Consider the following 17,730-nt stretch of genomic DNA (forward strand, 5'->3'; position numbering starts at 1 on the left):
GTTGGTTTGTTTACTTAATAGACGCAATTGTAGACCATTTTGTTGCCTGGTTTTTTACTACATTTAAAAATTTTCTTGAGTTAATTCGTTATTTAGCATTGCGCCCGCTAAGTTACCAGTATAAACTGCACTAGATAAAGCACGTAGTCTAGAGCTGTTGTCTCCGCAAGCATACACACCATCTACTGTAGTTTTTTGCATAGGGTTTACCTCAATATGTCCGTTTTCTGTAAGTTTACAACCTAGTTGTTCTGCTATATTAGTGCTTTGTTTAAAAGGTACATCTGCATAAGCACAATCATAATTTTCAGAGCTACCGTCTTTAAATTCAATTTTTTCTAACTGACCGTTTGTATGCACAATGGTTTCAATTTCTTTTTCGTTAATTTTAATATTATGTTGTTTTAGTTTTTTAAGTTCTTCATCACTAAAATTATTTTTGCCCATAGTAATAATTGTACTGTTATTAGTTAAGTTATTTACTAATGATGCCAAATGAAAAGCCCTATCTCCGTTAGCAATTATAGCTGTTTTTTTATTTTTGTACTCATAACCATGGCAGTATGGGCAATGTATTACAGATATGCCCCAACAAGAAGAAAAGCCTTGTATATTGGGCAATAGGTCTTTAATACCTGTGGCAATAATTATTTTTTTAGCATTAAATACTTTTTCATTGTCTGTAGTTACACTAAAAATAGCATTGGTTTTTTTAGCGTTAACCACAAATCCGTAGTGGTAAGTAACACTGTTGTAGGCTGCTAGTTGTTCTTTTCCAATTTTTAAAATTTCACCAGGCTTATTTCCATCTTGACTCAAAAAATTGTGAGCGTGTGGCGTTTGTGCATTGCAAGGTTTGCCAGCATCAATAACTAACGTTTTTTTTAACGATCTACCTAAGGCCATAGCAGCAGACAAACCTGCGTAGCTTCCGCCAATAATTACAACATCAAAATCTGTTTTATTCATTTTATACACGTATTTAGAAAAGTTCCATAAAGGATTTTGCACCGTAATGGCAATACCAGAAATTGCAAAAGTCTTAATAACAGCTCTCCTGATCATAATTTTATATTAACGCAACATTGTTGCAATTAGTAACAAATATAGATAAATTTTGTATTATTGCGAATTAATCGCAATAAAATGAATAGAAGAAATACACCAGCTAAAGAAGCGGTTTTAAAATTACTGTCTGGCTCAAAAAAAGCACTTAGCCAAGATGCTATAGAGAAGCAGTTAGATATTGCTATAAACAGGGCTACAATTTACAGGGTGTTAAATAGGTTTTGTGAAGATGGTTTGGTGCATAAAATTGTTGCAGAAGATGGCAAACAATACTTTGCTATTTGTAAAAAATGCGAAAACGAGGAGGAGGTAAAGCCTCATTTTCATTTTAGGTGTGTACGTTGTGATACTATAGAATGTTTGCAAATACCTGTAGAATATACCACCCCAAAAGGATACAGTGTTAGCAGTGCAAATTGTATTTTAACAGGCACTTGTAGCAATTGTGTGTAATGTGTGGTAATTTATTTTTTAGTGTACAACCACCAGTTCATATCTCTTGTTAAAGTATATCCTAATTTTTGATATAGCGCTATAGCTGGGTTTCCTTTATTGGTATGTAAAATGGGTGTTTTGTTTTCTTTTAAAATTTCTTTAGTGTTGTGTGCAATTAACTGTTTTGCTAATCCTCTTCTGGTGTAATTAGGATGTGTAACAACAGCGCTAACCTCAATAAAAAGGTTACTTTGTAAACGTTGCCCAGCTATAGAAACCAGTTTGCCGTTTTTAAATATACCATAGTACTTGCCCATTTCAAAGGTTCTTTTTCTGTAGTAACCAGGCATAACCAACCAAACTAAATCATAAATTTCTTCACTAAAAGTTTCGTCTAGTAGTACTATTTCTTCAGTTATATTAACATTGGTTAGGGAGTCTAAAACCATTTGGCATCCATCAATTTTTTTAGTGAATTCTACTTTGGTTTCATCTACCACAGGAGTTAAATTTTCTGAGACATAAAAAAAACTATCAGACGTTTTTATGTACTCATTAGCAGCTTCTGCAGTATTGTTTTCATCAAAAAAAGTCCCAAAAGTGCAAACTTCAGAATTGTAAAATTGTACGTTGTTAAACTCAACCGCAAATTTTTTATGTGTTTCTTGTAAAGAAGACCAAACAGGGTTTTTTAGTTGATGCTCTAGCGTAGACATAAAATAAAAGTTACGTGAAAAATAAAGTTTTTATAAATAGGTAAACTTGTTTGTACTGTAGTAATTTCAAAGAAATTAAAACAAAAACTAAAGGTATAAGTTATTTTTTTTCTTTTCGTAAAATCTTCTCCATTTTACGCCCTTTTGCCAATTCATCAATTAGTTTTTCCATTTGCCTGCATTGTTTGTATAGTTTAAACTCTTCTTCTATTTCTTCTATACGGTAACCACAAACAACACCTTTAATTAAATGTTCATTAGGGTGAATTTTAGCTTTGTCAAAAAAAGCTTTAAACGTCACTTTTTCATCAATAAGGTTTTGTAAGCTAGTAGCGTTAAAACCAGTAAACCATTCTATTACTTGGTCTAACTCTTCTTTTGTTCGCCCGTTTTTTTCTATTCTACTCAGATAGTGAGGATAAATAGAAGCGAAAATCATATTTGCGACTTGTTCATTTTTTTTGGTGGTAACTTTCATATTATACTTTTTAAAGCACGTATGCTTGTAGCTAATTAGGGTTGTAATTTAATAAATAGAAAATAAATAAAACTACAATCTGTGGTAATGATGGCTATACATAGCGTATGCTAACTTCCTTTATTAATTTAGGTATTGATAAATCTATTAATTTTTAGTATTTTTATTTTGTAAGATAAACTTAACACACCCACCACTTAGAGTTTATACAGTAAATAATAACTAAAATGGGATTTTATGCCAAGTTTAAATGGATTCTAGGAATTTTAATGATTTTTGTCTTAATTATAATGACAAACTTAATTGACAAAAACAATTTTGTGCGGGTTAGAGACTCTGTTGTAACCATTTATGAAGACAGATTAATAGCCAACGATTTAATTTTTGAAAAGTTAAAGTTGGTACAAGAAAAAGAGGTTGCGGTTAAAACATTGGATAGTACTTTTTATGAAAACCGTAATTTAAAAGTAAACGATAATTTACAATCGTTAATTTCTAGATTTGAAGAAACAAAATTAACTTCTAAGGAGGCAACCGTATTTAACGACTTTAAAAGTAACGTTAAGGTGTTGCAAAATGCAGAAACTAAGTTTATAAACTCTAGTTATAACAGTACATCTAAAGTAAATAGCGCTATAAATAGTTTAAAAACTAACCTTAGTGATTTATCTAAAATACAGTTAAATGAGGGTAGCAGGCAAATGTCTATTAGTAAACGTGCAGTAGATTCGGTAGAGCTATTTACACAAATAGAAATTTATATGCTTGTTTTTTTAGCAATTATTATTCAGATTGTTGTAATGTATAACCCCAAAGAAAAGAAGTGAGTTATACCGTAGCTGAAATAGAAGTGTTTTCATAGGTTGTTTTGCTAAACTACGTTAGCAAATTAACGGGAGTAGTCATATTATTACTCTTGTAACTTAATACGTATACAGGTTTTTCTTTTTTAGATGGGTTGGCTATTACAAATTCTATAGTGTTGTTTGTATACTTTTCAAAAATGATATTAGCTTTAGCGTTAGCTTCTTCTTCAGTTATTGTATTGGCTTCTAACTCTTTGTTAAGCGCCTCTATTTTAGGATTTACATCTTTATCGTTTACAATAAACTGCTCAAGCGCAATATTTTTTTTAGCTAAAATTTTAGCAGACTTATTAGCAATTATAACACCGCCAATTTGCCATTCTTTTTGACCTTGACCATTGGTTTCAAAAACAATATAGCCAACAGTACCAGATATAGAATATACAGGCGTATTATGTTCTAATTTAATCTTATATAGTTTTTTTAAAGTGTCTGTCTCTTTTTGTGTGAGGACTCTATCATGGCTTAAGTTTTCTAAAATACTGGCTTGTGTCTTTTTCATATCTCCTTTGCCTTGGTAATAGCTAATGATACTTATAATACCTACAACTAGCATAATAGCAAATAAGATTAATTTAATGTAGCCCATAATTTTTGGTGGTTTTTTGGTTTTTATAAAAGCAGAAATATTCTTTTTTTACAGTTTGGTTTAAGTGCAATGTATATACACTACAGTAGTAACTAACGCCTTTTTAATAGAATAGTTGTATGGGAAATAAGAAATTTAGGAGGTGTTTTTAAGTGATTTTTAATTTTTTCTTAGTTGATGTTCACCTTGGACTAATTTCCAAATTCCTAAACCAAATAGTAATATGGCTGGTATGCTTATTCTTCCTTTGGTAAGTAAAAAGATATTAATTAAAATAGAAACAACGAGTAATACAATACCTATTGTTGTATTCTTTTTTCCTTTTTCTCTTAATTTATTTTTTATCTCATTTAAATAATTAGAATCAACATTAAAGTTTTCTTTTAAATCATTATCTATAGTTTCTTTTGATTCTCCTTCAAGTTTTTTAGACTCAATATAGTTTAGAATTATATTTTCTTGGGATTGTTCTTTCTTTATAATATCAAACATATCTATACCCATAGTTTTTAGTTTAAATTTGATATTCTCAATAGATTCGCCAGCTTCTAATTCTTCTTTAATGTAATTCTCAGGATCAAAATTGTTTCTTAGTTCTTGCTCGTTCTTTTGGTTTATAAGGTGTTTGGTTATTTTAGAAGCTTCATCTAACTCATTACGCTTAATTAACTCTTCTTGCAGAAGTACCACAGCTTCAGGTTTTAAACCGTTTATTTCTTTAGCAATACTTAATAGCTTGTCGGTAGAAAATACTGAATAGTTTTTTTTTATTTTTAATTCTGTGTGTCATTTTTACTCCTTAAAAAGCACTTCTTTAAACGAGTTTTCTTCATCCGTTATAATTAGCGGTGGTTCTAGGTGAGCGTGACCTTCATCAAACATTTTACCAGTCACTTTTTTAATTTTATACCAAGATTCTTGCGTTTCAGACACAACACTAATGTCATAATAGTCTTCTTTTTCTAAAATGCGCATTGTACCATTAAACTCGGCTATATCTGCATAATTAAAAGAGTCTATAGCATTACATACAAACGCTATATTTTTTTTGATAGATTCTGTTTGTACATAATAGGGTATGTTTTTTTGATTATTAAAGTCCAGTGGGTTTGCAACGGTACTTTTAGAACCAGATGCTGTAGTTAAGTTTACGCTAGCATTATCATAAAAAACGGTGTTTATAGGCAAGTACATTACAGGGTTGTAAAAAATAACGTAAAGCTCTTTACCATTGCTTTGTACGCTAGTTTTAGAAAAGTTTTCTAATCTTGCATTTTTATCCACCAAAGGCAATGCAAGCTTAATAATAGAATCTTTACCTAATTTTACTAATTCCTTTACTTCTTTGGTCATTTTAAACTTCTTTGTTTTTTGGGCATAACTAGATGAAGAAATAAGAGTAATTAGAATTAAAATTGATGTAAATTTTATTTTCATAAATTTCTATTTTAAAGTGTCTATTCCAAACGGACTTTCTGCATCTTCAGCATAATCTCTAAAAAAGCCCCATTTGGTTTTACTGGTAATATTTTTCTTTTCACCTCCGCCTTTAAATCCATCATTACAGTCAACATCATATGAAATGGCTATTAATTCGTTATTCTCATTAAAATCAAACGATTTGTAAGTAAGAGGAATTCCGTTAGAAGCTAATTTTTTCTTTATGCTAATTAAATCATCAGGCTGTAAATTACTGTTAAATATAATTTCAATTTTTAGTCCGTTTGGCTTTGTCTCAGAAATTTTTTCATTAGTGTTAAACGCACTAAAGGTTACAAATAGTAGTAGAATTGGTAATGTTTTTAATAGGTTTTTCATAATAATTATATTTTTTAATATTTAAAAAATATGATAATACACACTAGCATTAAAGGCGTGTGCAATGGTTATTTTTATTAGTTATAGCAATTACTTACCAGCTAGTCCTAATTCTTTTTTTATGTCGGTTCGTGTAGATAATTTAGTAGGGTTTACACCCCATTTTTCGGCAATCTCCATAACTAACATTTCATCTGCATAAGTCAAGTCCTCACGCTCAAAATATGCTTCATTTTTTGCGTCCTCGGATAGTGAGTTGAATAATTTTAGTCCTTCTTCTGCTTTAGTCGGTTCACCAAAAACTTTAATGTTTTCCATACTTTCTCCAAGATACGAATAAATTCGTTCCATTTTTCCATTCTTAGATTTCATCCAACTATGGTACTCCACAACTCGGTTGGTGCCAAAAAAATGAGCTTCTCCAAACTCCGTACTTAAATAATTTAAGAGGATTTCTACAGCAGCCATATTTTCTTTAGTTTTTACAGCAATCCAAACCATTTTATATCCAAAATCTAAGGGTTTATATAGGATGTTAGAAACAGCTAACGCTTTTTGTTTATTATGAAATTCAGAATTTATTCCAGTTTTGTTTGCATACCAAACAGAAACTAAAACCAGTAAAACTATTCCAATGATGATTACAACTTTCATTTTTCTCTAATTGAGCTTAACGGACTAGTGTACAAAACGTAGCGTGTAAAAAGATACTAATTTTTAGGATTAACACAGAGCCGAATTTTTATATTTGGCGAACTTCGAAAAAATACGCCCAAGTTTTTAAATATAGCACTTTATACCCTATTTGATATAGCCAATGTTAGCAAGGGTATTTTTTTTCGGTACTCTTGCGTCATTAATAAATTTACCTAGCTCAACTGCTATTATTCTTCTAACTAGATAATCGTTTAAATCCAATTTGTGCCGATTAACCATATCATCAAATAGACCAATACTAATATGGCTTACTTTATTTTTTGTATCATAAAATTCCTCTAAAAATGGAACTCCATTTTGTATGGACTCAATAGCGCGCCAATATTTACCTTGATTATTAAAATGACAAATTCCAAATTCTATTTTTACAATAGAATCTATGTCCATATTAGGTTTAAAACTACCTCCAACTTCTCCAATTACTCTTTTCCCATTTTCACTTAAATAAACATACCGACTTTTTGTTCTAAGAATTATACTATCAATCAAAACCGAGTCAACGGGCGCGTATATTTCATGCCACAATTGACTTTCAAAGTATTCATCCAAATTGTAGTCAGTAAATAGTTCGTAAAGCTTCATCGATGCGATGGAGTAGGGGTTTTCAGATAATAGTTCTGAATAGGCTTTATTAGTTGTTAGAGTAGGATATTTTTTCTTTAGTATTTGAGTTTCGAAAGCCTGAACATAATCAGAAAGTACTTTTGAATTGTCCGCTCCGAGAGTTTTCTCAAAGGCCCCAATTTTTTTAGCGCTACTCAAACTCGAGCAGTTACATAAAAAAAGCAATGAGATGACTATTAAAAAAAATGCTTGTTTCATGTGTTTGCTAACGGTCGGGCTATGAACAGTGCGGGGGCAAACTAGCGTTTGCTTTCCGCCACGCACATAGCGAAATCTTTGTGTTTTGTTTTTTCTTTTTTTGTCCAAAGCAAAATCCCAAAGATTTTGCGGACTTCATAAAAATACGCAAACCTCTCGATTAAGCCCTAAGCCCGTATTGTTTATAGGTTTTGTTGTGCGTAGTTTTTATAACGACTTATATTTTCCATCATCATCCACTAAATACAATTCTTCTAAAATCCATTTATCCTCAATTAGAGTAAAATGATATTCATAATCGTGCTTTATAAAACTGAATTTTTCATTAGTAAATTTTGTCTTAACAATTGCTTTTGCCGAATCAATTATTTCTTCAATTACTAATTCTTGTTTTGGGCAATGGTCAGAATTACTGCCATAAGCAAGTCCCTGATATTTTTTTTCAGGACTACAAAATTTGAGTATTAAGTCATCATACTTTTTACCAATTTTATACTTAATATTTTCATCTTTACTTTCTTTATTAGCGAAGGCAAAGTCATTCCAATTTTTATAATCAATTATGAATTCGTTAGTTAATTCAGTAGGTGTTTTCATTGCTTTTTTTTGTCCGTTACAGTTTATAGTCAACAATAATATTAAAGTTATTATCTTCATTCTTTATTTTTCAAATTACGCACAACTACTCAATAACCTCAATGTATTGCGTTTATTCCTCCAATACGGCTGTATAAATGCACATTTTAGTTTTAAGCGTTTAATTTTCCTACAATTTATAACTATTTTTTATTTTAGAAATGTAAAAACGTATATAAATAATCTTCTTATATAAACTTTATAATCAGTTGGGAAACTGCAATAAGCATTAACGTAATAGCTAGGCTTACCAACATAGGCGCAGGAGTTTCTCTTATAAAATATTCGGTAACCAACGCTCCAGCCATAGTGCCAAATAGTAATATATAGCCCGTTATTGTAGTAATGTTCCCTGCTTTTCACTTAAAAAAACAGAAGCCAATAACACCAATGCAGTCACCAATTCTAATGTACCGGTAAAGTGCATAAAGCCTTTGCCGCTTATACCTAAAACTTCGCCAAATTGTGTAAAAGATTTTACGCTTACCGCTAAGCCACGTAGTTTAGGAAGGGCAAATGTAAACATAGCATAAGCGCTCAGTAATTTTAATCCTATTGTAATAATATTTAGTACCATTTTATTTTCTATTTATAGTTCAACTAAAGTGTTTTTAATACGTCTATGATTTCTGAAATTTCTGCTCTTTTGCGGTAATCAGCATCAAGAAAAGCATATTGCACAATACCTTTTGCATCTATAACATAAGTAGCTGTAATAGGTAGTTCGCTACTGTCATCGCCATTGTAATTTTTTAAGCCCAATTTGTTCTGGTATATTTCAGATAGCGCATAGGTTAGTTTATACACTAGTCCGTATTGCTTGGCAACCTTGTTTCCCACATCGCTTAAAACTTCAAATTGTAAATCGTACTTTTCGGATGTGCTAAGAGATTTGTCTGGCAATTCTGGAGTTAAAGCCAATAGGTTGGCACCATATTTTTTAAATTCTGGCAGACTGTTTTGCAAGTACTGTAGGGTAATGTTACAGTACGGACACCAACCACCTCTGTACCACGTTAAAATTACAGGTCCGTTGTCTAAAACCGATTGTAAGTTGGTGCATTCTCCCAAGGCATTTTTTAATGTAAAATCGATTATTTTATCTCCAACGTTTACCGCATTTTCTTTAAAATGGGTAGCTACAATAGCATCAAGGTTTTCGGTTGTCATTTCTTTTTGTGCCTCGGAAGCATTGGTTTCCCAAGCTGCTTGTTTTGCACTTAAAGCGTCTTCTAAATTTGTATGTTCTGTATTCATTTGTGTAATTTTTAAAAAGTGAATGTGTTTATTATCAATTGAAAGCGTAGTACAATTTCAATTGGTTTTTATTTCGATTTTCTCGAAATATGAAAAAGAAGGGCAATTGCAGCTAAAGCAAATCCAAAAATGGTAAGTCCTGTCCAGCCAAACTTGCTAATTACAGATACACCCAATGCAGAACCTGCAGATGCCCCTATATAATAAAAAAGCATATAAATGGCATTGGCTCTACTTTGTGCATTTACATCTACCGAAAAAACACGCACCTGGTTTGGTATTTGAGAACCAAACACGCCCAAATCTAGCAGTACAATACCAATACAAAGCACCACCATATTATTTTGCCCTAATGCAAGCACCACAAAACTTGCCAGCACCAAACTAATGGAAACGGTCATTACCTTTCTAGCTCCAATTTTATCTACCCATTTGCCCGCTATTTTAGCGCCAAAAATTCCGGCAGCACCAACAAACCCTAACAGACCTACTTGCTGTACCGATAACGAAAAAGGTTCTTCCATAACGTGTATAGCAATAGTTGCCCACATAGCGTTAAAGGCAGCAAACCAAAGTGCACCCACAAAAGCGGCTTCGCGTAAAAGTGGTTTGGTTTTTACTAAGGTAAACATTGACGCCAGTAACTGGTTGTATTTTAGTTTTGCCGTAGGTTTGTTTGATGGTAAGTAAACGTGTAGCACAACACCAATTATGGCGGCAACAACGGCAGCAGTTAAAAACACACTACGCCAACCAAAATGCTCAGCTATAAATCCGCTTAAAGTTCTAGACAATAAAATACCTGTGGTTAAACCCGTCATTAAGGTAGCCACTACTTTGCCTTTATTCTCTGGTGTAGCTAAAGACGAGCCCAGTGGCAACAACTGTTGCGTAATGTTGGCTCCCAAACCTACCACAAAAGTAGCCGCCACTAAAATGCCAAAATTTGGAGCAAAATACACGCCCAGCAATGCTATAACCAACGTGATAGATAAGTTTCTTATCACTGTTTTTCTGTTCATTACATCACCCAAAGGGGAAATAAAAAATATAGCCATTGCATACCCAATTTGCGATGCAGATGGTATAAAACCTAGCACACTTTCGCTAAGTCCTAATGATTCTCCAATAGACGGAATTAAAGGCTGATTGTAATATAAATTAGCTGCCGTTGCCGCAATGGCAGTAGCCATTATAAATAGCAACTTATTGCTTAAAGGTTTTGTTTCTATGGTGTTCATTGTACTCTTCTAATTTGTTATGGGGCAAAATTAGAGCAGAACAAAACCCTGTATAAGGTGAGTATTTTAGAGAAAATGATACTTTTTAAGGTAGTTTTCTAAAAGCGGCAGGTGTAATGCCTTCGTTGTTTTTAAAAAACTTGATAAAATTGGTAGGCTCATCAAAACCCATTTCATACGCAATTTGGGCAACTGAGCTGGTAGTTTGCTGTAACAAAGCCTTAGCGCGTAAGGTCATATAGTTAGATAAGATTTTTTTAGCCGTTACTCCTGTTGCTTTTTTTACACATTCAGACAAGTAAATGGGAGTAATGTTTAATTGATGGGCATAGTCTGCAATGGTTTTATATTTTGAAGTTTCTTTAAGGATTAATTCTTCAAAATTGGCTGTAATTTCTTGGTAACGTTTTAGTTGCACCACTTCTGTAGCATTACCCACTACACGTTTTATTTGAAGCAAAAGTACCAGCACGTAAGAGCGTACTATTTCTACTTTATGGGAATCGTCCTTTTTAAATTCTTCATAAATGGTATCAAACAGGTTTTTAATTAAAGGTAAATCTAGCTGTGATAATTTATAAGCCGGATTAGAGTTTAATTTAAAATAAGGAAACTCGTGCTGAATTTCGTATTGATGTTTTTTAGGTTCAAAGAAATCAGCCCCAAAAAGCAAGGAATAACCTTCTTCGCCTGGTATACCATTGGAGGTGTGTACCGAAAATAATTGTAAAGGCGAATTAAAAGCTATTGAATTGGTTAAGTCTTCAACCTTTGTGGTTCCTATTTGCCGTTTAGATAGGTTATCTGCATAAAAATCTATAGTAAAAAATGTTTTTAAATGCGGATGAAGTGCATCAGCGGCAATTTTGCTGGTCTCGTTAAATTTAAAAATATGAAAACCAGGATGTATAGACTCACTTTTTACGTTTAAGTCTTTTAATAAGTCTGCAATGTTTAGATAGGTTTTCATAATTGTAAGTATGCTGTTTACATTGCTGTACAGGTTTGTTTTGTTAGCCGGATTAATTGCCTAATTTAGTGAATACACACCAAATTAAAAACTAACTATAAGAAGTTAGTAAAGGTGATAAACTAGACGATAACGTTTAGTATTTAGCGACTTTATAATTAAACACAGACCTTTGGGTTAAACACCTAAGCCCGTATTGTTTATAGGTATTGTTAGCATTAGTTATTATTTCTATGACCTGTTTTTTGAGTCACGATTTTCTGTCAATTTTAAAAAGGATAAAAACCACTAATATTTGCATTTTTTTTCAATCTCCAAATAAAGTGCTTCATATTTATAGCCTAGAGCTTTCAGAGAACTAACTTCTTTTAAAAAATCAGCTTTTGTTAGTGATTTAGTGCCATTTATAAACCTTTTGTTGTTTTTGGAATAACGTATTTTACCAATACCACTATTTTGATTTGTTAGTAATTTATTCCAATAACAGTTTTTAACTATAGCATAGCTTTTGTTACCTGCACTTTTTGTTGTTACTTGAGCTCCAATGTTGCCTAAACTGTTTTTTAATTCATTTGCTAATGTTTTAAAAAATACTTCATCATTTTCACTAAACTCAAGCATTCCAGAAATTACTCCTGCTATTCCTCCCACATTTTCTTTTCCAGTTATTTTTCCAATAGCACTTGTGTTTGATATTAGCCCATTAAAATTTAATTCACCTACAACACCTCCAACATTTTTTTCTCCAATAACATCACCTGTAGCATACGAGTTATTAATATTGCCTTTTATAGAACCAACAATGCCTCCAACAAATTTTTTACCTTTTATATTTCCTGTTGAGTATGTTAGGTCTATAAATGAATCATATTCATGATAAATATCTCTCATTTCACCAACAATTCCACCAGCATATTCTTCAGTACAATTAATTGATCCGCTATTGTAACAATTAAAAACTAAGCTAGAAGTATCATTTCCTATAATGCCTCCAGTAGCATAATTTCCAAAAACACTCCCATTAAAGTAACAATAAAATATAGAACCAATCGAGCTTTGACCTACAATACCTCCTATTTCTCTCTTACCTTTTATAGTTGCTGAAGAAAAGCAATTATTTATAGAACCTGGACCTATTTCATTTTGACTTGATCCATTATCATAGTCGTAATCTCCTGAATTTCTACCCGCAATCCCTCCTATATTTCGCCAACCTATAACTTCACCAATGGAATTAGAATTGGTAATAATTGCTTCTTGCAAATCTCCGACTAGACCACCAACGTAACTCTTATTAGCTTCTAGTTTTCCTTTAAAAGAAGAGTAAGTTATTTTTCCATTTTTTTTTTCACCAATTAATCCCCCCAAAAAGAAGTCTTCAGATTTTAGGGTTCCATTAACATGAGAATTACTAATTAAAGATTTATGGTCTTTACCAGCTAAACCCCCAACACTAGTTTTACCAGTAATGGAAATATTAACTAAATTAATACTATCTAAAGTACAATTTTCTAATACAGAAAATAAGCCTATTTGGTCTTGTTCTGGTCTATTAATATACAAGTTAGAAATACTGTAGCCTTTTCCATTATAAGTTCCGGAAAAAGGAATCCTTTTGGAACCAATAGGCATAAATCCAAGAGTATTTTCTTCTTTTTTAGTTTTTAAATCAATGTTATTGGTTTGTAGGTAATTAGCACTCCACTTAAACCTTAATTTATCCTCATCATCAAGTTTGTTTTGTGATGAAGATGTATCAAATTTTAAAAATAAATTAGGGTTAGACAACCATATTAAATCTTCTTTAGAATCTATAATGTAGTAAGTTTTCCCATCAATTATTTTTTTTTCAATATCGTTATTAGAACATCCCGTTATAAAAATAATAGTTGAAAGAATGAGTAATTTTTTTTTGAACATTGGTTTGATGATGTTAAAAACAATTAATATTAAAATAGGGGTAATTTCTTGAGTACAGCAGATGTATTTTTTAATTAATGCTAACGTTCAGTATAAGAAACGTAGGGCAGTTGATAAGCGATACGTTTCGGTTTGGTACTAAGCCAAATATAATATTTTGCTTTTATCTTTTTTGTTGAAAATACCAAATTTTATATTTGGCGACTTTATAAATAGACACAGACCTTTTGGTAAGCCTAAACTGCTCTATGTTTTTTATACCTTGTTAGCCACTGGCTTTTATTATTCAGTTGGTAAATGCTTGTCTAAAAAATCATATACAAGATTAAAATGTTCCAAAGGTGCTATGTGCCCACCATCTATTGCTATATGTTTATTGTAATGCTTAAATTTTTTGTTTTTCAGTCTTTGGATTAATTGGTCAGACATTTCTGAAGCTGGCCATTGGTCATCGGTTTTACCTGATAATATCAATATAGCTCCGTTAATATTTTCAACTTCAATTTCAGCTTTTTTTAAAGCTTTTTTGTCTTCAAGTATCATTTTATGAGCAGTATATAAATCTCCTTTTAATGCAGGTAAGATTGTTTTTAAAGGTGCTGGGACATAAGGAACGTCTTTTCCTTTGAAAGTCCAAGAAGAAGTGTTTGCAGACCAAGTAATTGCAGGGAAGCTTACATTCGATGTTGACATTGCAATAACAGCATTGAAATGGTCAAATCTACTAGCTAAATTTAAGACTAATTCTCCACCACGAGAACCTCCAATAAGTGCAATTTTTGATTCATTAATTTTAGAATTTCTTTTGGCAATGTTGATTATCGTATCTGAAATTGCATCAAGTGAAATTCTGTCGAGATTTTTCGGTGTTCCTTCTGAATTGAAATATCCAATAGCTAAAATCGCATAACCTTTTTGAATAAGACTGTCTCTCTTACTTTTCATATGGTTTCTATGCCAATCAATTCCACCTTCTGCACCACCAAAAGCTACAATTAAAGGTTGATTTTCAGAATCTCCTAAATATAATAGAGTTTCAACAACTCCATGTTGTTTTGATAAATTCGGTATATACGTAAATATGTAAACTATTCCTGAGATTAAAGCTAGCGTAAGGATTAATAATATTCTTTTCGTTCTTTTCTTCATTATGAGTTTTAATTTAGAGTTAAAGTTCGTGATTTAAATTATTAGAACTTTTGACCTAAATCAAATAATTACTTTTTAGCCCTAATTCTACTTAATGTTTCTTGCGTTATTCCTAAATAAGAGGCAACCATTCCTAAAGGAATACGATGATAAATCTTAGAGTAAGTTTCTTGAAAGTGATTGTATTTTTCTTTAGCAGAAGTAAATCTCATTGAGGTAATACGCTCCATAAAATGACCAAAAACTGTCCCCATTGATAAACGAGCATAACGTTCCATTTCTGGAAAATTATCAAAAAGATATACAAGGTCGTTTACATTTATAAAATAAGCTTCGGTATTTTCAATTGCATCAATATAATAGATGTCTTTTTCTCTTTGTGTAAAGCTTCTTGGTGAATTAACCCATTCATCTATTCCTGAAAAATATTCGCTGATTTCTTTTCCATCTTTAATAAAATAAGTTCTTAAAATACCTTTACTAATGAAATAACTTTTTTTAGAAATATTGTTTGCATCTAAAACAAGTTCTCCTTTTTTAAATTCAATCGGTTTTATTCGTTTTGAAAGTTCAGATTTTAACTTTTCTGAAAGTGTAATAAACTTTTCAAAGTGGGTGTATATAATTTCCGTTTTTTCGATGTTATTCAATTTTGAGTTCGGTTGTTTCTTTAGCTTGTGGCTAACTACTCAATAACCTCAATGTATTGCGTTTATTCCTCCAATACGGCTGTATAAACGCACATTTAAGTTTTAAGCGTTTAATTTTCCTACAATTTATAATTATTTTTTTATTTTAAAAATGTAAATAAGTGATAAAGCACGTTTTTTATTATAACTATTAAAACGTATATCTTTAAAAATAAAAAATCCAGAGAAGCTAGCTCCTCTGGATCTGTAATTAAAATTATTAAGCTGTATTAGGTACAGTGTTGTATTTAAAATGCGTAGCGTTGTGGGCCACCTCTTCTAATTTCTTCATTAGCGTAGGCTTCAAACTTTTTAAAGTTTTCACGGAACGCGTTAGATAATTTAAAAGCTGTTTTGTAGTACTCTTCATCATTATTCCAAGTTGTTCTTGGGCTAAGTACTTCTGTAGGTACACCAGGACACTCTCTAGGTTGTGCAACACCAAATACAGAGTGTATGTGGTATTTGTCATAAGAGTATAAACCTAAGTCACCATTTAATACAGCATTAATCATAGCACGTGTGTACTTTAATTTCATACGTGTACCAACACCGTAAGGTCCGCCTGTCCAGCCAGTATTAACCAACCATACATTAACCCCAGCTTCTTGCATTTTTGTACTTAGCATTTCTGCATATTTAGTTGGGTGTAATGGCATAAATGGTGCACCAAAACAAGCAGAAAAAGATGGTACCGGCTCTACAACACCAGCTTCTGTACCTGCAACTTTAGCTGTGTAACCAGATATAAAGTGGTAAGCAGCTTGCGCAGGAGTTAACTTAGATATTGGAGGCAGTACACCAAAAGCATCTGCTGTTAAAAAGAATATGTTTTTAGGGTTAGTACCTATAGATGGTTCTTGTATGTTTTCTATATTATAAATAGGGTAACTAACTCTTGTATTTTGAGTAATAGAGGTGTCTGCAAAATCTACAGCGCCCTTATCATCCATTACAATATTTTCTAGAATAGCACCTTTTTTAATGGCACCAAATATTTCTGGTTCGTTTTCTGCAGATAGGTTAATTACTTTAGCGTAACAACCACCTTCAAAATTAAAAACAGAGTTTTCATTAGTCCAACCGTGCTCATCGTCACCAATTAATTTTCTGTTAGGATCTGCAGACAGGGTAGTTTTACCTGTACCCGATAATCCAAAGAAAATAGCAGTGTCACCATCTTTACCAACGTTAGCAGAACAGTGCATAGGCAATGTGTCTTTGTAAACCGGTAAAATAAAGTTTAACGCAGAAAAAATACCTTTTTTAATTTCTCCTGTGTAACCAGTACCACCAATTAAAGCAATTTTTCTTGTAAAGTTTAAAATTGCAAAATTGTGTTGGCGAGTACCATCTACTTCTGGGTCTGCCATAAAACCTGGGGCATTAACAACAGTCCATTCTGGGTCAAAGCCATTTAGCTCTTCTACAGTTGGTCTTAAAAACATGTTGTAAGCAAACATATTAGACCAAGGGTACTCGTTAATAACTCTAATGTTTAACTTGTAATCTTTATCAGCGCATGCATAAGCATCTCTTACATAAAGTTCTTTTTCGTTTAGATAATCAATCACTTTATCATAAAGTGCATCAAATTTATCTGGTGCAAAAGGAATGTTAATATCTCCCCACCAAACTTTGTCAGCAGTTACATCATCCTTTACAATAAATCTATCCATAGGAGATCTACCTGTAAATTCGCCAGTATTAATTGCTAAAGCTCCAGAAGAAGCTTCTTTACCCATACCTTTATCTAAAGTTATTTTGTGCAATTCTGACGGAGATAATTGATAATTAATGTCAGTGCTTGTAATACCATATTCCTCCAACGAAATCGTTTTCGTGTCTGGACTATAAGTGCTCATAGTTTTAGTTTTTTTGTTAATGCAAAGCTAAAAAAATTTTGCAGTTATATAGTTTAATTGTCAAATGTTTAGTTAAAATGTTTAAAAATACGATAACCCAATAAAAACCATCCAATTATTAAAAATAATCCACCAATTGGAGTTGCAAGTGCTATAGATTTTGCATTAAATCCTAAAATTGTATCGATACTTAAAATATATATAGAAAAACTAAACAGAAAAATACCTATTACCAAAACGTAAAAAATTTGCTTTTTATGCTTTTCTGTAAGTTTTGGTAGTACACCTAAAACCAACAATAAAAGTGCGTGGTACATTTGGTATTGTGTTCCTGTTTTGTATGATGCTATTGCTTTAGCATCTACCAAATTCTCTAATCCGTGTGCACCAAAGGCTCCAAAAATTACTGCAGTAAAGCCAAAAAATACTCCAGCACTTAAAATTGTTTTGTTCATAACAAAAAACGTTTGTAAATTTATAAATGTAACAAAACT

21 protein-coding genes are annotated in these 17,730 nt (G+C 31.8%); 2 read left to right on the forward strand and 19 right to left on the reverse strand.

What is annotated here, in order from left to right:
• Window positions 1–63: 63 nt before the first annotated feature.
• A complete protein-coding gene (locus tag JM80_RS05790) occupies window positions 64–1,065 on the reverse strand; it encodes an NAD(P)/FAD-dependent oxidoreductase (protein WP_144709455.1) in 1,002 nt (333 codons plus the stop codon).
• Window positions 1,066–1,146: 81 nt separating this feature from the next.
• Here JM80_RS05790 and JM80_RS05795 point away from each other — a divergent pair, with 81 nt between their 5' ends.
• Window positions 1,147–1,521, forward strand: a complete 375-nt coding sequence (locus JM80_RS05795) for a Fur family transcriptional regulator (RefSeq protein WP_144709456.1) — start codon at window positions 1,147–1,149, stop codon at window positions 1,519–1,521.
• A gap of 11 nt (window positions 1,522–1,532) precedes the next feature.
• Here the strand turns inward: JM80_RS05795 and JM80_RS05800 are convergent, their stop codons facing one another.
• Together JM80_RS05800 and JM80_RS05805 are read right to left on the reverse strand one after the other, a co-directional pair.
• The gene (locus JM80_RS05800; RefSeq protein WP_075694591.1) at window positions 1,533–2,219 is read right to left on the reverse strand and encodes a GNAT family N-acetyltransferase; all 687 of its coding nucleotides are present in this window, start codon (window positions 2,217–2,219) and stop codon (window positions 1,533–1,535) included.
• Window positions 2,220–2,319: 100 nt separating this feature from the next.
• Window positions 2,320–2,697, reverse strand: a complete 378-nt coding sequence (locus tag JM80_RS05805; protein ID WP_038505106.1) for a DUF2200 domain-containing protein — start codon at window positions 2,695–2,697, stop codon at window positions 2,320–2,322.
• Between the two features lie 290 nt (window positions 2,698–2,987).
• On the opposite strand from JM80_RS05805, the gene JM80_RS05810 reads away from it, so the two are divergent.
• The gene (locus tag JM80_RS05810; RefSeq protein ID WP_235183553.1) at window positions 2,988–3,524 is read left to right on the forward strand and encodes an MCP four helix bundle domain-containing protein; all 537 of its coding nucleotides are present in this window, start codon (window positions 2,988–2,990) and stop codon (window positions 3,522–3,524) included.
• 49 nt (window positions 3,525–3,573) lie between these two features.
• Here JM80_RS05810 and JM80_RS05815 read toward each other — a convergent pair whose 3' ends face one another.
• The 16 genes from JM80_RS05815 to JM80_RS05890 form a co-directional block, all read right to left on the reverse strand.
• Window positions 3,574–4,152: a hypothetical protein gene (locus tag JM80_RS05815; RefSeq protein WP_144709457.1), complete on the reverse strand. Its 579-nt coding sequence runs from the start codon at window positions 4,150–4,152 to the stop codon at window positions 3,574–3,576.
• Between the two features lie 159 nt (window positions 4,153–4,311).
• Window positions 4,312–4,842, reverse strand: a complete 531-nt coding sequence (locus JM80_RS05820; protein ID WP_144709458.1) for a hypothetical protein — start codon at window positions 4,840–4,842, stop codon at window positions 4,312–4,314.
• A 102-nt stretch (window positions 4,843–4,944) separates the two neighbouring features.
• On the reverse strand, window positions 4,945–5,589 hold the full coding sequence (locus tag JM80_RS05825) for a hypothetical protein (protein ID WP_013620508.1): 645 nt from the start codon (window positions 5,587–5,589) through the stop codon (window positions 4,945–4,947).
• Between the two features lie 6 nt (window positions 5,590–5,595).
• A complete protein-coding gene (locus JM80_RS05830; protein ID WP_144709459.1) occupies window positions 5,596–5,970 on the reverse strand; it encodes a hypothetical protein in 375 nt (124 codons plus the stop codon).
• A 90-nt stretch (window positions 5,971–6,060) separates the two neighbouring features.
• Entirely contained in the window at window positions 6,061–6,624 is a 564-nt protein-coding gene (locus tag JM80_RS05835; RefSeq protein WP_144709460.1) for a hypothetical protein, read from the reverse strand.
• Between the two features lie 147 nt (window positions 6,625–6,771).
• Entirely contained in the window at window positions 6,772–7,617 is an 846-nt protein-coding gene (locus JM80_RS05840; protein WP_144709461.1) for a hypothetical protein, read from the reverse strand.
• A 99-nt stretch (window positions 7,618–7,716) separates the two neighbouring features.
• Complete coding sequence (locus JM80_RS05845; protein ID WP_144709462.1) at window positions 7,717–8,166, reverse strand: NTF2 fold immunity protein; 450 nt, start codon at window positions 8,164–8,166, stop codon at window positions 7,717–7,719.
• 313 nt (window positions 8,167–8,479) lie between these two features.
• Window positions 8,480–8,671, reverse strand: coding sequence for a hypothetical protein (locus JM80_RS05850; RefSeq protein ID WP_186439756.1), 192 nt, complete (start codon window positions 8,669–8,671; stop codon window positions 8,480–8,482).
• Between the two features lie 74 nt (window positions 8,672–8,745).
• The gene (locus JM80_RS05855) at window positions 8,746–9,402 is read right to left on the reverse strand and encodes a peroxiredoxin-like family protein (protein ID WP_144709464.1); all 657 of its coding nucleotides are present in this window, start codon (window positions 9,400–9,402) and stop codon (window positions 8,746–8,748) included.
• A gap of 68 nt (window positions 9,403–9,470) precedes the next feature.
• Window positions 9,471–10,643, reverse strand: a complete 1,173-nt coding sequence (locus tag JM80_RS05860) for an MFS transporter (protein ID WP_144709465.1) — start codon at window positions 10,641–10,643, stop codon at window positions 9,471–9,473.
• Window positions 10,644–10,728: 85 nt separating this feature from the next.
• On the reverse strand, window positions 10,729–11,613 hold the full coding sequence (locus JM80_RS05865; protein WP_144709466.1) for an AraC family transcriptional regulator: 885 nt from the start codon (window positions 11,611–11,613) through the stop codon (window positions 10,729–10,731).
• A gap of 288 nt (window positions 11,614–11,901) precedes the next feature.
• Window positions 11,902–13,533 carry a hypothetical protein gene (locus JM80_RS05870; RefSeq protein ID WP_144709467.1) on the reverse strand — a complete coding sequence of 544 codons (1,632 nt, stop codon included), beginning with the start codon at window positions 13,531–13,533 and terminating at the stop codon, window positions 11,902–11,904.
• Between the two features lie 282 nt (window positions 13,534–13,815).
• Entirely contained in the window at window positions 13,816–14,682 is an 867-nt protein-coding gene (locus JM80_RS05875; protein ID WP_144709468.1) for a S9 family peptidase, read from the reverse strand.
• Between the two features lie 68 nt (window positions 14,683–14,750).
• Entirely contained in the window at window positions 14,751–15,332 is a 582-nt protein-coding gene (locus tag JM80_RS05880) for a Crp/Fnr family transcriptional regulator (protein ID WP_034646035.1), read from the reverse strand.
• Between the two features lie 287 nt (window positions 15,333–15,619).
• Window positions 15,620–17,236 carry a phosphoenolpyruvate carboxykinase (ATP) gene (pckA, locus tag JM80_RS05885; RefSeq protein ID WP_038505072.1) on the reverse strand — a complete coding sequence of 539 codons (1,617 nt, stop codon included), beginning with the start codon at window positions 17,234–17,236 and terminating at the stop codon, window positions 15,620–15,622.
• A gap of 68 nt (window positions 17,237–17,304) precedes the next feature.
• Window positions 17,305–17,691, reverse strand: coding sequence for a DUF423 domain-containing protein (locus JM80_RS05890; RefSeq protein WP_013620494.1), 387 nt, complete (start codon window positions 17,689–17,691; stop codon window positions 17,305–17,307).
• Window positions 17,692–17,730 lie beyond the last annotated feature (39 nt).

It is taken from the genome of Cellulophaga sp. RHA_52 (assembly GCF_007827205.1).
In the GTDB taxonomy this organism is placed as follows: Bacteria; Bacteroidota; Bacteroidia; order Flavobacteriales; family Flavobacteriaceae; genus Cellulophaga; species Cellulophaga lytica.

Bases quoted from the DNA above. Each gene is read 5' to 3' on its own strand.
- JM80_RS05790 (WP_144709455.1), bottom strand. From the start codon at position 1,065: ATGATCAGGAGAGCTGTTATTAAGACTTTTGCAATTTCTGGTATTGCC.
- JM80_RS05795 (WP_144709456.1), top strand. From the start codon at position 1,147: ATGAATAGAAGAAATACACCAGCTAAAGAAGCGGTTTTAAAATTACTG.
- JM80_RS05800 (WP_075694591.1), bottom strand. From the start codon at position 2,219: ATGTCTACGCTAGAGCATCAACTAAAAAACCCTGTTTGGTCTTCTTTA.
- JM80_RS05805 (WP_038505106.1), bottom strand. From the start codon at position 2,697: ATGAAAGTTACCACCAAAAAAAATGAACAAGTCGCAAATATGATTTTC.
- JM80_RS05810 (WP_235183553.1), top strand. From the start codon at position 2,988: ATGACAAACTTAATTGACAAAAACAATTTTGTGCGGGTTAGAGACTCT.
- JM80_RS05815 (WP_144709457.1), bottom strand. From the start codon at position 4,152: ATGGGCTACATTAAATTAATCTTATTTGCTATTATGCTAGTTGTAGGT.
- JM80_RS05825 (WP_013620508.1), bottom strand. From the start codon at position 5,589: ATGAAAATAAAATTTACATCAATTTTAATTCTAATTACTCTTATTTCT.
- JM80_RS05830 (WP_144709459.1), bottom strand. From the start codon at position 5,970: ATGAAAAACCTATTAAAAACATTACCAATTCTACTACTATTTGTAACC.
- JM80_RS05835 (WP_144709460.1), bottom strand. From the start codon at position 6,624: ATGAAAGTTGTAATCATCATTGGAATAGTTTTACTGGTTTTAGTTTCT.
- JM80_RS05845 (WP_144709462.1), bottom strand. From the start codon at position 8,166: ATGAAGATAATAACTTTAATATTATTGTTGACTATAAACTGTAACGGA.
- JM80_RS05850 (WP_186439756.1), bottom strand. From the start codon at position 8,671: ATGTTTACATTTGCCCTTCCTAAACTACGTGGCTTAGCGGTAAGCGTA.
- JM80_RS05855 (WP_144709464.1), bottom strand. From the start codon at position 9,402: ATGAATACAGAACATACAAATTTAGAAGACGCTTTAAGTGCAAAACAA.
- JM80_RS05860 (WP_144709465.1), bottom strand. From the start codon at position 10,643: ATGAACACCATAGAAACAAAACCTTTAAGCAATAAGTTGCTATTTATA.
- JM80_RS05865 (WP_144709466.1), bottom strand. From the start codon at position 11,613: ATGAAAACCTATCTAAACATTGCAGACTTATTAAAAGACTTAAACGTA.
- JM80_RS05870 (WP_144709467.1), bottom strand. From the start codon at position 13,533: ATGTTCAAAAAAAAATTACTCATTCTTTCAACTATTATTTTTATAACG.
- JM80_RS05875 (WP_144709468.1), bottom strand. From the start codon at position 14,682: ATGAAGAAAAGAACGAAAAGAATATTATTAATCCTTACGCTAGCTTTA.
- pckA (WP_038505072.1), bottom strand. From the start codon at position 17,236: ATGAGCACTTATAGTCCAGACACGAAAACGATTTCGTTGGAGGAATAT.
- JM80_RS05890 (WP_013620494.1), bottom strand. From the start codon at position 17,691: ATGAACAAAACAATTTTAAGTGCTGGAGTATTTTTTGGCTTTACTGCA.